The sequence below is a fragment of the Streptococcus oralis genome (genome assembly GCF_001578705.1).
Taxonomy (GTDB): Bacteria; Bacillota; Bacilli; order Lactobacillales; family Streptococcaceae; genus Streptococcus; species Streptococcus oralis_J.
This window is the reverse complement of sequence record NZ_KQ969037.1, coordinates 889,997-903,275: the sequence shown is the minus strand read 5'-3', so window position 1 is coordinate 903,275 and position 13,279 is coordinate 889,997. Positions and strand designations below refer to the sequence as shown.

Here is a 13,279-nt window from a genome sequence, read left to right as displayed (position 1 = left end):
TTTATAAAATATTTTTGCTTTTAAAAATTGCAATTCAATAAGCAATTTTCAGATAATTATTGAAATAAAGACTTTTCTATGTTATAATGGAAGCGATTATATGCGAGGTAAAAAATGGCACATTTATTAGAAAAAACAAGAAAAATTACATCAATTTTAAAACGCTCAGAAGAGCAAATGCAGGATGAACTTCCATACAATGCCATTACACGTCAACTAGCAGACATTATTGATTGCAATGCCTGTATTGTCAATAGCAAGGGCCGTCTTTTGGGCTACTTTATGCGCTATAAAACTAATACAGACCGTGTAGAGCAGTTTTTCCAAACCAAGACGTTCCCAGATGACTATGTACAAGGGGCAAACATGATCTATGATACAGAAGCCAATCTTCCTGTTGAACATGATTTGACCATTTTTCCTGTAGAGAGCCGTGCGGATTTTCCAGATGGTTTGACAACCATTGCTCCCATTCATGTATCAGGGATTCGCCTAGGTTCCTTGATCATTTGGCGCAATGATAAGAAATTTGAAGATGAGGATTTGATTCTTGTTGAGATTGCGAGCACAGTTGTGGGAATTCAACTCTTGAACTTCCAACGCGAAGAAGATGAGAAAAATATCCGTCGTCGTACGGCTGTAACTATGGCAGTCAATACCCTTTCCTACTCAGAACTTCGTGCTGTTTCAGCTATTTTATCTGAGCTAAATGGAAATGAAGGACAATTGACCGCATCTGTCATTGCAGACCGTATCGGTATCACGCGCTCAGTGATCGTCAATGCTCTCCGTAAGCTAGAGTCGGCAGGAATTATTGAAAGCCGTTCACTAGGAATGAAGGGAACCTATCTCAAAGTATTGATTTCAGATATCTTTGAGGAAGTGAAAAAGAGGGACTACTAATGACAAAGGCTTTAATCTCAATTGACTATACAGAGGATTTTGTAGCAGATCAGGGGAAATTGACAGCAGGTGCTCCTGCTCAAGCCATATCAGAGGCGATTGCTCAGGTGACCAGACTGGCTTTTGATCGTGGAGACTATGTTTTCTTCACCATTGATGCTCATGAAGAGAAGGATACATTCCACCCAGAAAGCAAGCTCTTTCCACCGCATAACATCATCGGAACTAGTGGGCGTAACCTTTATGGCCCTCTAGCTGATTTTTATGCTGAGCATGAGGCGGATAGTCGCGTCTTTTGGATGGACAAACGTCACTATTCAGCATTTTCAGGAACGGACTTAGATATCCGTTTGCGGGAACGTCGTGTAGATACAGTCATCCTAACTGGAGTCCTGACTGATATTTGTGTTCTTCATACGGCTATTGATGCTTATAATTTAGGTTATAAAATCGAGGTTGTCAAGCCTGCGGTTGCTTCTATCTGGCCAGAAAATCATCAGTTTGCTCTTGGGCATTTCAAAAATACTTTGGGAGCTAAATTGCTTGATGAAAACTTATCTGAAATCATAGAATGATTTATTTCAATTAATGAAAAAAATCTGAAAAAAGTGTTGACAAAGATTTTGAAAGTTGATATACTAGTAAAGTAATCGACGCGGGGATGGCGGAATTGGCAGACGCGCAGGACTAAGGATCCTGTGACCGCTTTAGGTCGTGAGGGTTCAAGTCCCTCTCTCCGCATAGGGTAAGAGTTAGCTTTGGCTAGCTCTTTTTGTTTTTCTAAAGAAGACTAGAGAAGGCATTTTGGATATCGAAAGCTATCGGCATCAAGAACCATCAATCATAGAATGGAGTCGGTTTTTGATGGGTAAAACGTGTTCTATATGAAGAAAGTTGGCAGTTGCTAGCTTTCTTTATTTTTTCAAAAAATAAATCAAAAAATTTTTTTGATTTCATAAACATTTCATATTTGGATTTTATAATAGTCTTACAAATATGGAGGTGACAAATGAATCCAATCCAAAGAGCTTGGGCTTATGTCAGCAGAAAACGACTGAGAAGTTTTATTTTATTTCTGATTTTATTGGTCCTATTGGCCGGAATTTCAGCCTGTTTGACGCTGATGAAGTCCAACAAAACAGTAGAAAGCAATCTTTACAAATCACTCAATACATCTTTTTCTATCAAAAAGATAGAAAATGGACAAACCTTCAAGTTATCGGACCTAGCATCCGTTAGCAAGATTAAGGGACTGGAAAATGTCTCTCCTGAACTCGAGACGGTCGCAAAATTAAAAGACAAGGAAGCGGTGAGTGGTGAGCAGAGCGTAGAACGCGATGATTTGTCAGCCGCGGACAAGAACTTGGTTAGCTTAACGGCTCTTGAGGATTCATCCAAGGATGTTACCTTTACTAGTTCGGCTTTCAATCTAAAAGAAGGCCGACACCTTCAAAAAGGGGATGCTAAGAAAATCCTAATCCACGAAGAGTTGGCTAAGAAGAACGGTCTTTCGCTTCATGACAAGATTGGCTTGGATGCTGGACAGTCAGAAGCTGGAAAAGGGCAAACAGTTGAGTTTGAGATTGTCGGCATCTTTTCTGGCAAAAAACAAGAGAAGTTCACGGGCTTGTCTTCTGACTTCAGTGAAAACCAAGTCTTTACAGACTATGAAAGTAGCCAAACCCTTTTGGGGAATAGTGAACCTCAAGTTAGTGCAGCGCGCTTCTATGTAGAAAATCCTAAGGAAATGGATGGACTCATGAAGCAGGTGGAAAACCTGGCCTTAGAAAATAAGGGATACCAAGTTGAGAAGGAAAACAAGGCCTTTGAACAAATCAAAGACTCAGTAGCTACCTTCCAAACCTTCCTCACCATCTTCCTTTATGGGATCATGATAGCTGGAGCTGGAGCCTTAATTTTGGTCTTGTCTCTCTGGTTGAGAGAAAGGGTCTACGAAGTGGGGATTCTTCTGGCGCTTGGAAAAGGTAAGAGCTCGATCTTCCTACAGTTCTGTTTAGAGGTAATGTTGGTATCTCTCGGAGCTTTGCTTCCAGCATTTGTTGCAGGAACCGCAATCACAACTTACCTACTCCAAACTGTACTAGCAAGTGGAGATCAGGCAGCCTTACAAGACACGCTAGCCAAAGCAAGCAGTCTATCAACCAGCATCTTATCTTTTGCAGAATCCTATGTCTTTCTGCTCCTGATTGGTTGCTTGTCTGTAGCCCTTTGTTTCCTATTCTTATTTAGAAAGTCGCCTAAGGAAATTTTATCATCTATTAGTTAATACTCTTCGAAAATCAAATTCAAACCGCGTCAGCTTTATCTGCAACCTCAAAGCTGTGCTTTGAGCAACCTGCAGCTAGCTTCCTAGTTTGCTCTTTGATTTTCATTGAGTATAAGAAGGAGAAATCATGACTTTATTACAATTGCAAGATGTTACCTACCGTTATAAGAACACTGCTGAGGCAGTTTTATATCAGATCAAGTATAATTTTGAACCCGGGAAATTTTATAGTATCATTGGTGAGTCAGGAGCAGGAAAATCCACTCTCTTGTCTCTGCTTGCTGGTCTAGATAGTCCTGTCGAAGGATCAATCCTCTTTGAAGGAAATGATATTCGCGAAAAAGGCTATTCTTACCATCGCATGCACCATATTTCTCTGGTCTTTCAAAATTATAATTTGATTGATTACCTTTCTCCACTGGAAAATATCCGCTTGGTCAACAAAAAGGCAAGCAAGGATACACTTCTAGAGCTTGGTTTGGATGAAAGTCAGATCAAGCGGAATGTTCTCCAGTTATCAGGTGGTCAACAACAACGTGTTGCCATCGCTCGCAGTTTGGTATCAGAAGCTCCAGTTATTCTAGCTGATGAGCCAACAGGAAATCTGGACCCTAAAACTGCTGGAGATATTATCGAACTGCTCAAATCACTTGCCGAGAAAACAGGTAAATGTGTCATCGTTGTTACGCACAGTAAAGAAGTGGCACAAGCGTCAGATATTACACTTGAATTGAAGGACAAGAAACTGACTGAAACTCGCAATACTACAAAATAAGATGAGCTTGTTTTGATAGAATTATTAAATCTAGAAAGGGAACCTATGTTACACAACGCATTTGCCTATGTTACAAGGAAGTTTTTCAAATCGATTGTTATCTTCCTGATTATTCTCCTCATGGCGAGCTTGAGTTTGGTCGGCTTGTCGATCAAGGGAGCTACTGCCAAGGCTTCTCAGGAGACCTTTAAAAATATCACCAATAGTTTCTCCATGCAAATCAATCGTCGCGTCAATCAAGGAACGCCTCGAGGTGCTGGGAATATCAAGGGTGAGGATATCAAAAAAATCACCGAAAACAAGGCCATCGAGTCTTATGTTAAACGCATCAACGCCATTGGAGATTTGACTGGATATGAACTCATTGAAACGCCAGAAACCAAGAAAAATCTCACTGCAGACCGTGCCAAACGGTTTGGAAGTAGCTTGATGATTACAGGTGTCAATGACTCCTCTAAAGAAGACAAGTTTGTCTCTGGTTCTTATAAACTGGTCGAGGGAGAACACTTAACCAACGACGACAAGGACAAGATCCTTATGCACAAGGACTTGGCAGCCAAACACGGCTGGAAAATTGGGGACAAGGTTAAACTGGACTCCAACATCTACGATGCAGATAATGAAAAAGGTGCCAAGGAAACAGTCGAAGTGACAATCAAGGGTCTCTTTGATGGTCACAATAAGTCGGCAGTTACCTACTCACAAGAGCTTTACGAAAACACAGCTATCACAGACATCCATACGGCGGCTAAACTATATGGTTATACAGAAGACACAGCCATTTATGGGGACGCAACCTTCTTTGTAACAGCAGACAAGAACTTGGATGATGTCATGAAAGAATTGAATGGTATCAGTGGAATCAACTGGAAAAGCTACACACTTGTGAAGAGTTCCTCTAACTACCCAGCTCTAGAGCAATCCATCTCTGGTATGTACAAGATGGCCAACCTCCTTTTCTGGGGTAGCTTGAGCTTCTCAGTCCTTCTCCTTGCCCTCTTACTCAGTCTTTGGATCAACGCCCGTCGCAAGGAAGTGGGAATTCTCCTCTCTATCGGTCTCAAGCAGGCAAGTATCTTGGGTCAATTCATCACCGAATCGATCTTGATTGCCATCCCTGCTCTCATTTCTGCTTACTTCCTAGCTAACTATACAGCTCGTGCAATCGGAAACACCGTCCTTGCCAATGTCACTTCAGGTGTTGCCAAGCAAGCCAGCAAGGCAGCTCAAGCCTCTAACCTTGGTGGTGGTGCAGAAGTAGATGGCTTTAGCAAGACCTTGTCGAGCCTAGACATTTCCATTCAGACATCAGACTTTATCATCGTCTTTGTTCTTGCCTTGGTTCTAGTGGTTCTCGTTATGGCGCTTGCTTCAAGCAATCTCCTTAGAAAACAACCCAAAGAGCTCTTGCTGGATAGCGAATAAAAAACTTGCTACCTATTCTCCCCTAAATGGGGTATAATATAGGTAGCATTTTTATCTATTTCATCTTCATATTGAGATGAAACAGAAAGATTTACAAGAAATTTAAAGGAATGTGAAAGATTTTTCTATGAAAATTTTAATTGTAGAAGATGAAGAGATGATCCGCGAGGGGATCAGTGACTATTTGACAGATTGTGGTTATGAGACCATTCAGGCTGCGGACGGCGAAGAAGCCCTAGAACAATTTTCCAGCTATGAAGTAGCACTAGTTTTACTGGATATCCAGATGCCCAAGCTCAATGGTTTAGAAGTCCTAGCTGAGATTCGTAAGAGCAGTCAGGTTCCTGTCCTGATGCTAACCGCCTTTCAGGATGAAGAATACAAGATGAGTGCCTTTGCTTCGCTAGCTGATGGCTATCTGGAAAAACCCTTCTCCCTGTCTCTCTTAAAAGTGAGGGTGGATGCAATTTTTAAGCGCTACTACGATACGGGGCGAATCTTCTCCTATAAGGATACCAAGGTGGATTTTGAGAGCTACAGTGCAAGCCTAGCAGGTCAAGAAGTGGCTATCAATGCTAAAGAGCTGGAAATTTTGGACTATCTGGTGAAAAATGAAGGACGGGCCTTGACTCGTTCTCAGATTATCGATGCTGTCTGGAAGGCGACAGATGAGGTCCCCTTTGACCGTGTTATTGATGTTTATATCAAGGAACTGCGGAAAAAGCTAGACTTGGATTGCATCCTCACTGTGCGCAATGTTGGTTATAAATTGGAGCGAAAATGAAACGAACAGGTTTATTTACAAAGATATTTATCTATACCTTCTCGATTTTTAGTGTTCTGGTCGTCTGTCTTCATTTAGCCATTTATTTTCTCTTTCCCTCTACTTATCTGAGCCATCGTCAGGAAACCATTGGTCAGAAAGCGACAGCTATTTCCCAGTCCCTAGAGGGAAAGGATAGGCAAACTATCGAACAAGTGTTAGACTTGTATTCCCAGACTAGTGATATCAAGGGAGCCGTCAAGGGAGAGATGACCGAGGACAAGTTAGAAGTCAAGGACAACCTTCCTCTGGACACAGACCGCCAGACCACCTCTCTCTTTATCGAGGAGCGTGATGTGAAAACGCAAGATGGTAGCACGATGACTCTCCAGTTTCTAGCGTCTATGGACTTGCAAAAGGAAGCAGAGCAGATTAGTCTTCAATTTCTTCCCTATACCTTGTTGGCATCCTTTCTGATTTCCCTCTTGGTGGCTTATATCTACGCTCGGACCATTGTTGCACCGATTTTGGAAATCAAGCGTGTGACCCGTCGGATGATGGATCTGGATGCCCAAGTGCGATTACGTGTGGTTTCCAAGGATGAGATAGGTGATCTCAAGGAACAAATCAATAGCCTCTACCAGCATCTTTTGACAGTTATTGAGGACTTGCATGAGAAGAATGAAGCTATTCTCCAGCTGGAGAAGATGAAGGTTGAGTTCCTTCGAGGAGCTTCTCATGAATTGAAAACACCTCTGGCTAGTTTGAAAATCCTAATCGAAAATATGAAAGAAAATATCGGTCGCTACAAGGATAGAGACCACTATCTTGGAGTTGCCTTGGGGATTGTGGACGACCTCAGTCACCACGTTCTCCAGATATTGTCTCTTTCTTCTGTACAGGAATTGCGAGAGGAGAAAGAAGAGGTTGACCTCCTTCAGATGACACAAAGTCTAGTCAAGGATTATGCTTTACTAGCCAAGGAAAGAAAACTTCAGATAGACATTAGTCTAACCCATCAGCAGGCTTACATAAACCCATCTGTCATGAAACTAATCCTATCGAATCTCATCAGCAATGCTATCAAGCACTCCACTCCAGGCGGTTTGGTTCGTATCGGCGAGAGAGAAGGGGAACTCTTTATCGAGAATAGCTGTAGTCCTGAAGAACAAGAAAAACTGGCTCAGTCTTTTTCTGAAAATGCTAGTCGCAAGGCCAAGGGGTCTGGAATGGGGCTCTTTGTGGTCAAAAGTTTATTAGAACATGAGAAATTACCTTATCATTTTGAGATGCAAGATGATTGCTTGACCTTCTTCATACGTTATCCCAAAGTCACTCAGGACTAAGGAGAAGAAAGGGTTTACATTGATTGGATGGGAAGAAATTCAATCTAAAGTATGGGAAAAACTAGCTTTTTTTATCAAAAAGTGATAAAATGAACAATGTAAATGGGATGTCCCAAAAAATATATAGGAGGCCTGACAAATGGCAATCGTTTCAGCAGAAAAATTTGTCCAAGCAGCTCGTGACAACGGTTATGCAGTTGGTGGATTTAACACAAACAACCTTGAGTGGACTCAAGCTATCTTGCGCGCAGCAGAAGCTAAAAAAGCTCCAGTTTTGATCCAAACTTCAATGGGTGCTGCTAAATACATGGGTGGTTACAAAGTTGCTCGCAACTTGATCGCTAACCTTGTTGAATCAATGGGTATCACTGTACCAGTAGCTATCCACCTTGACCACGGTCACTACGAAGATGCACTTGAGTGTATTCAAGTTGGTTATACTTCAGTTATGTTTGACGGTTCACACCTTCCAGTTGAAGAAAACCTTGAAAAAGCTCGTAAAGTTGTAGAATTTGCTCACGCAAATGGTGTATCAGTAGAAGCTGAAGTTGGAACTATCGGTGGTGAAGAAGACGGAATCATCGGTGATGGTGAATTGGCTCCAATCGAAGATGCTAAAGCAATGGTTGCAACTGGTATCGACTTCTTGGCAGCTGGTATCGGTAACATCCACGGTCCATACCCTGCAAACTGGAAAGGTCTTCACCTTGACCACTTGCAAAAATTGACTGAAGCTGTACCAGGATTCCCAATCGTATTGCACGGTGGTTCAGGTATTCCTGATGATCAAATCCAAGCAGCTATCAAACTTGGTGTTGCGAAAGTTAACGTTAACACTGAATGCCAAATCGCATTCGCTAACGCAACTCGTAAATTTGCTCGTGACTACGAAGCAAACGAAGCAGAATACGACAAGAAGAAACTCTTCGACCCACGTAAATTCTTGGCTGACGGTGTAAAAGCTATCCAAGCATCAGTTGAAGAACGTATCGACGTATTCGGTTCAGAAGGTAAAGCTTAATCTAGCTGAACAATACAAATCATAAACCTGCCCATGAGGGTGGGTTTTTTGTGTGGTGGAAATAAATTATTTTTCAAGTTTAGGAGGTGGAATTTAATTTGATTCTAAGAAATTTTTTAATTTATGATAAAATAATATCAGGCTTTCAAAGGGAGGAGGAGAGTCATGAGTTCAGCGGATTTTATCTTTTTAGATGGTTATGAAAATGCAGAATTTGATATCCAAGCATTTTGTGCTTCGCTGAGAGATAGGTATTCAGGTGTGATTATAAGGGAAGAAAACGATCATGAAAAAGCCTATCGTCTTTTATGGGATTACCAAAGTCCCGAGGTCTCAGTTGAGGGTGCTTTGAATCGAAAAAATGATGTCTTCGTTATAAACTACTTTGATTCAAAAAATCGGTTACAAGATTATGCCGCCTATATCCTCTGGCTTCGGGAATGGTTTCCATCAGATCAGAAGGTTCTCTTTTGTGATGAGGGCTACACGAAGATATTTCCTCTTCCTCACGACATATCTACAAAGGAGATTGAAATGAAACTTCATAATGAAGGATAAAAAAGTGAATCGAATAGATTCATTATTGAATTTCAAAGTATCAGAAGGAATCATTTGAGGCGACAAAGGTCACCTTTTTGTGTACTGTTGAAGTTGATTAAAGATAGTGAAATTTTTATCGTATATGTATAGCAATGTTGCATCGTATTGGAAAGGTTTTCGTGCTATAATATTAATTAACAATAAAATTTAGTACATCAAAAATTACTAGAGATGTGGGATGTGAGGTTTAAGATGAGACAAGCAGGACAATTTGATTGGGTAGATTTTTATAAAGAATTTGCGTTTAAACTTGTGAGCTATAAAGAGAAAAGGGCAGAGCTCATTCAAAAGGTTAAGGCAATTTATCAAATGACGGGCATTTCAATGCCAACCTTGGACAAGGACAACAATATCATGGATATTGACCCTTTTACAATTTTTGGTCTATTCAATAAAGGATTGAAAGATGAAAATCGGATTAAAATTTTGACTGCTATTGCAGAATTATTCGAATTATCCCATGACATTCCAACTACGTTCGACAGTATTCCTGTTCTTAACACACAGAATGCAACCTACTATCTTTTTTATGCAGATAGAGGGGATAGCGATATTGATGATTTGTGGGAGCTTTTTATAGCAGCATTAGCTTATTCTGAAGATCCATCATCTGAGAATAAGGAGATTTTCTCAGGATATTTTGATAAAGTCATCAATAGAAAAAATAATGGCAATGCTAAAATTACGATGGGTTTATATTGGATTGCCCCAAATTCATTTCTGAATCTAGATAGTCGAAATAGATGGTATATTTACGAATCCGGGAAATTACCTCTAGAATTAGTCCATAAACTCCCAAAGGTGAATTCGAAAGTTTCAGCATCAGACTATTTTTCTATTGTTGACTCACTTAAAAACTATTTAGATAGTCCACAATCTGAATTGAAAAACTTCAAGGAATTGTCTTTTGAAGCTTGGAAGTATTCTGAACAGGTGAATAAAGAAGAACAAGCGAAAAAAGAAGTTAGTGAGAGTTCAGCACCTAGATACGATCTACCATCTGAAGACACTAAAAAATCAGAAAAAGTGGATACTAGCTATACAAGGGAAGATTTTCTAAAAGAAGTTTTTGTGTCAGCAGAGGATTATGATCGATTGGCAACGATTCTTCGCCTTAAGAAGAACATCATATTGGAGGGGGCTCCGGGTGTTGGAAAAACATTTACTGCTGATCGACTAGCTTACTCACTGATGGGTGAAAAAGCGATCGATAGGGTAAAGATGGTTCAGTTTCACCAAAGTTACTCGTACGAAGACTTTATTATGGGATTTAGACCTTCTGCCAGTGGTTTTGAACTAAGAAAAGGTCCCTTCTATCAATTTTGTAAACAGGCTGAGGGCGATGAAAGCAATGATTATTTCTTTATCATTGACGAAATTAATCGAGGAAATTTGAGCAAAATATTTGGTGAATTGTTTATGCTTATCGAAATGGATAAGCGAGGAAGAGATCTACAGCTTCTTTATTCGGATGAACAATTCTCAATTCCGGAGAACTTATACATTATTGGTATGATGAATACTGCCGATCGTAGCTTAGCCATGCTAGATTTTGCTTTGAGACGAAGATTTGCATTTTTTGAGTTGAAACCAGGATTTGATTCGGATGGCTTCAAAGAATATCAATCACACTTGAAGAATGAAAAATTTGATGCATTAATAAATACTGTGAAGCATCTAAATGAAATCATCGCTTCTGATGAAAGTTTAGGAGAGGGTTTTTGCATAGGCCATAGTTATTTTTGTAATCTAATACCGAATAGTATCGACCAACAAGTTCTTTCGAGTATTGTAGAGTATGAACTGATACCTCTTTTAAAGGAGTATTGGTTTGATGAACCTAGCTTAGTTAAAGAATGGAGTGGCAATCTAAGGAGTGCGATTAAGTGATACCGATAAAGAATGTTTATTACATGCTGACTTATGCTTTTAAGGTTCTTAAGGGGCAAGGATATCAGAAACTTGCCACAGAGGAGTTTCATCATACGGCTGATTTGATGAGTGCTGTCTTGGCCAAAGGAATTGCCATACAGCTTAAGAGAGGACTGGGAAAGGAATACCTTGCTCAAGTAGAAGAACTCTCTACACTAAGGGGAAAAATTGAGATTGCAGAGTCAATCAAAAGTCAATGTACTCTTGGGAAGAAAATATTTTGTACTTATGAAGAGTTTTCAGTAAATAATAGGATGAACCGTATTATAAAATCAACGGTCAATCTTCTGTTGAAAGCAGATATCTCCAAGGATAGGAAGAAAGAATTGCGGAAATTGATGGTTTATTTCCGTGATGTTGAACCGATTGATTTGGAAACTGTTAACTGGAATCTGCAATACAACAAAAATAATCAATCTTATAGAATGATGATTGCCATTTGCTATTTAGTGGTAAAAGGTTTATTGCAAACAACATCAGATGGTAACATGAAGATGATGAGTTTCTTAGATGAGCGACGAATGAACAGATTGTATGAAAAATTTATCCTTGAGTATTATAAAAAACATTATCCAGAATTAAATGCGAATGCAGCACAGATACCGTGGGCGTTAGACGATGGTATCGGTGAGATGCTCCCTATCATGCAAAGTGATATTCAGCTTCAAAAAGAGAATTCTATCTTGATTATTGATGCTAAATACTATAAAAGTACAACTCAAATGAATTTTAAAAAGTATTCTCTCCACTCCAACAATCTTTATCAGATTTTTACATATGTCAAAAATAGAGAATACCAAAATCAAGAACATGGTAGCAAAGTGTCGGGAATGTTGCTCTATGCAAAGACAGATGAAGTAGTTCAACCAGATAATGTTTATCAAATGCACGGTAATCAAATCAGTGTTCAGACTTTGGACTTAAATCTTTCCTTTAAAGAAATAGCGAATCAATTGGATACCATTGTTGTATCACATTTTGGAAATGTAAAAAAGTTCCGATGAAGCAGCGGAGAGTGAATCTAGTCGTTTTCAAGATATTCGATCACTGGGATATTCTATGCTTTCTTTCCTATCCCACAAAAAACACTTGTTTTCCCTTCTTAATTACTTTATAATAGAGTGTTACTGAGGCCTTCTAATGTGATAAAGAAGGCAGATTTTAGGAGATGAGAAATTGGCTTTTTGTGTTTAGAGGACACGGTTTGTTGATTTCTTACTAAGGGGAGATAGATATGGCAATGATAGAAGTGGAACATCTTCAGAAAAATTTTGTGAAGACAGTGAAGGAACCGGGGTTGAAGGGAGCTTTGCGCTCCTTTATTCATCCCGAAAAGCAGACCTTTGAAGCGGTTAAAGATTTGACCTTTGAGGTTCCCAAGGGGCAGATTTTAGGTTTTATTGGGGCAAATGGCGCTGGGAAGTCGACAACCATCAAAATGCTGACCGGGATTTTGAAACCGACATCTGGTTTTTGTCGGATTAACGGCAAGATTCCGCAGGATAATCGCCAAGATTATGTCAAGGATATCGGAGTTGTCTTTGGACAACGAACTCAGTTATGGTGGGATCTGGCGCTGCAAGAGACCTACACGGTTTTGAAAGAGATATACGATGTGCCAGACTCGCTCTTCCATAAACGCATGGACTTTTTGAATGAAGTCTTGGATTTGAAGGAATTTATCAAGGATCCCGTGCGAACTCTCTCACTGGGACAACGGATGCGGGCAGATATTGCTGCTTCCTTGCTTCACAATCCCAAAGTTCTCTTTTTAGATGAGCCGACTATTGGTTTGGACGTTTCGGTCAAAGATAACATTCGTCGCGCCATTACCCAGATCAATCAAGAGGAAGAGACTACCATTCTCTTGACCACTCACGACCTGAGCGATATTGAGCAACTCTGTGATCGAATTTTTATGATTGACAAGGGGCAGGAGATTTTTGATGGAACGGTGAGCCAGCTCAAGGAAACCTTTGGCAAGATGAAGACTCTTTCCTTTGAACTGGTACCAGGGCAAAGTCATCTCCTTTCTCACTATGAAGGCATGCCTGATATGACCATTGATAGACAAGGAAACAGTCTCAATATTGAATTTGATAGTTCGTGCTACCAGTCGGCAGATATTATCAAGCAAACCTTGTCTGATTTTGAAGTCCGTGATTTGAAGATGATGGATACGGATATTGAGGATATTATCCGTCGCTTCTATCGAAAGGAGCTCTAA

General features: G+C 40.1%; 12 protein-coding genes and 1 tRNA gene. All 13 read left to right on the top strand.

The genetic code is table 11. The features are described 5' to 3' along the window. The first annotated feature begins 114 nt into the window (after nucleotides 1-114). The 13 genes from codY (at nucleotide 115) to SORDD05_RS04520 (ending at nucleotide 13,279) form a co-directional block, all read left to right on the top strand. The gene (gene codY / locus SORDD05_RS04580) at nucleotides 115-903 is read left to right on the top strand and encodes a GTP-sensing pleiotropic transcriptional regulator CodY (protein ID WP_004246012.1); all 789 of its coding nucleotides are present in this window, start codon (nucleotides 115-117) and stop codon (nucleotides 901-903) included. Further along, complete coding sequence (locus SORDD05_RS04575) at nucleotides 903-1,478, top strand: cysteine hydrolase family protein (RefSeq protein ID WP_061417320.1); 576 nt, start codon at nucleotides 903-905, stop codon at nucleotides 1,476-1,478. Before codY ends, SORDD05_RS04575 begins: the two co-directional genes overlap by 1 nt. 80 nt (nucleotides 1,479-1,558) lie before the next feature. Then, nucleotides 1,559-1,644, top strand: a tRNA-Leu gene (locus SORDD05_RS04570). 268 nt (nucleotides 1,645-1,912) lie between these two features. Further along, nucleotides 1,913-3,190, top strand: a complete 1,278-nt coding sequence (locus tag SORDD05_RS04565; RefSeq protein ID WP_061417318.1) for an ABC transporter permease — start codon at nucleotides 1,913-1,915, stop codon at nucleotides 3,188-3,190. Between the two features lie 127 nt (nucleotides 3,191-3,317). Continuing rightward, a complete protein-coding gene (gene vex2 / locus SORDD05_RS04560) occupies nucleotides 3,318-3,965 on the top strand; it encodes an ABC transporter ATP-binding subunit Vex2 (RefSeq protein WP_061417316.1) in 648 nt (215 codons plus the stop codon). Nucleotides 3,966-4,010: 45 nt separating this feature from the next. Next, a complete protein-coding gene (gene vex3, locus SORDD05_RS04555; RefSeq protein WP_061417314.1) occupies nucleotides 4,011-5,390 on the top strand; it encodes an ABC transporter permease subunit Vex3 in 1,380 nt (459 codons plus the stop codon). A 127-nt stretch (nucleotides 5,391-5,517) separates the two neighbouring features. Then, complete coding sequence (vncR, locus tag SORDD05_RS04550; RefSeq protein WP_061417312.1) at nucleotides 5,518-6,174, top strand: response regulator transcription factor VncR; 657 nt, start codon at nucleotides 5,518-5,520, stop codon at nucleotides 6,172-6,174. Beyond that, entirely contained in the window at nucleotides 6,171-7,499 is a 1,329-nt protein-coding gene (gene vncS, locus SORDD05_RS04545) for a sensor histidine kinase VncS (RefSeq protein WP_061417310.1), read from the top strand. The genes vncR and vncS overlap by 4 nt, the downstream gene beginning before the upstream one ends. 139 nt (nucleotides 7,500-7,638) lie before the next feature. Then, complete coding sequence (locus SORDD05_RS04540; protein WP_001019005.1) at nucleotides 7,639-8,520, top strand: class II fructose-bisphosphate aldolase; 882 nt, start codon at nucleotides 7,639-7,641, stop codon at nucleotides 8,518-8,520. Nucleotides 8,521-8,685: 165 nt separating this feature from the next. Beyond that, nucleotides 8,686-9,078, top strand: coding sequence for a hypothetical protein (locus SORDD05_RS04535; RefSeq protein WP_038804920.1), 393 nt, complete (start codon nucleotides 8,686-8,688; stop codon nucleotides 9,076-9,078). A gap of 234 nt (nucleotides 9,079-9,312) precedes the next feature. Further along, nucleotides 9,313-11,010, top strand: coding sequence for an AAA family ATPase (locus SORDD05_RS04530; protein ID WP_061417308.1), 1,698 nt, complete (start codon nucleotides 9,313-9,315; stop codon nucleotides 11,008-11,010). Beyond that, nucleotides 11,007-12,056, top strand: coding sequence for a 5-methylcytosine-specific restriction endonuclease system specificity protein McrC (gene mcrC / locus SORDD05_RS04525; protein ID WP_061417306.1), 1,050 nt, complete (start codon nucleotides 11,007-11,009; stop codon nucleotides 12,054-12,056). Before SORDD05_RS04530 ends, mcrC begins: the two co-directional genes overlap by 4 nt. Nucleotides 12,057-12,286: 230 nt before the next feature. Continuing rightward, on the top strand, nucleotides 12,287-13,279 hold the full coding sequence (locus tag SORDD05_RS04520; RefSeq protein ID WP_061417304.1) for an ABC transporter ATP-binding protein: 993 nt from the start codon (nucleotides 12,287-12,289) through the stop codon (nucleotides 13,277-13,279).

Coding starts and splice junctions, on each gene's coding strand:
- codY (WP_004246012.1), top strand. CDS start 115: ATGGCACATTTATTAGAAAAAACAAGAAAAATTACATCAATTTTAAAA.
- SORDD05_RS04575 (WP_061417320.1), top strand. CDS start 903: ATGACAAAGGCTTTAATCTCAATTGACTATACAGAGGATTTTGTAGCA.
- SORDD05_RS04565 (WP_061417318.1), top strand. CDS start 1,913: ATGAATCCAATCCAAAGAGCTTGGGCTTATGTCAGCAGAAAACGACTG.
- vex2 (WP_061417316.1), top strand. CDS start 3,318: ATGACTTTATTACAATTGCAAGATGTTACCTACCGTTATAAGAACACT.
- vex3 (WP_061417314.1), top strand. CDS start 4,011: ATGTTACACAACGCATTTGCCTATGTTACAAGGAAGTTTTTCAAATCG.
- vncR (WP_061417312.1), top strand. CDS start 5,518: ATGAAAATTTTAATTGTAGAAGATGAAGAGATGATCCGCGAGGGGATC.
- vncS (WP_061417310.1), top strand. CDS start 6,171: ATGAAACGAACAGGTTTATTTACAAAGATATTTATCTATACCTTCTCG.
- SORDD05_RS04540 (WP_001019005.1), top strand. CDS start 7,639: ATGGCAATCGTTTCAGCAGAAAAATTTGTCCAAGCAGCTCGTGACAAC.
- SORDD05_RS04535 (WP_038804920.1), top strand. CDS start 8,686: ATGAGTTCAGCGGATTTTATCTTTTTAGATGGTTATGAAAATGCAGAA.
- SORDD05_RS04530 (WP_061417308.1), top strand. CDS start 9,313: ATGAGACAAGCAGGACAATTTGATTGGGTAGATTTTTATAAAGAATTT.
- SORDD05_RS04520 (WP_061417304.1), top strand. CDS start 12,287: ATGGCAATGATAGAAGTGGAACATCTTCAGAAAAATTTTGTGAAGACA.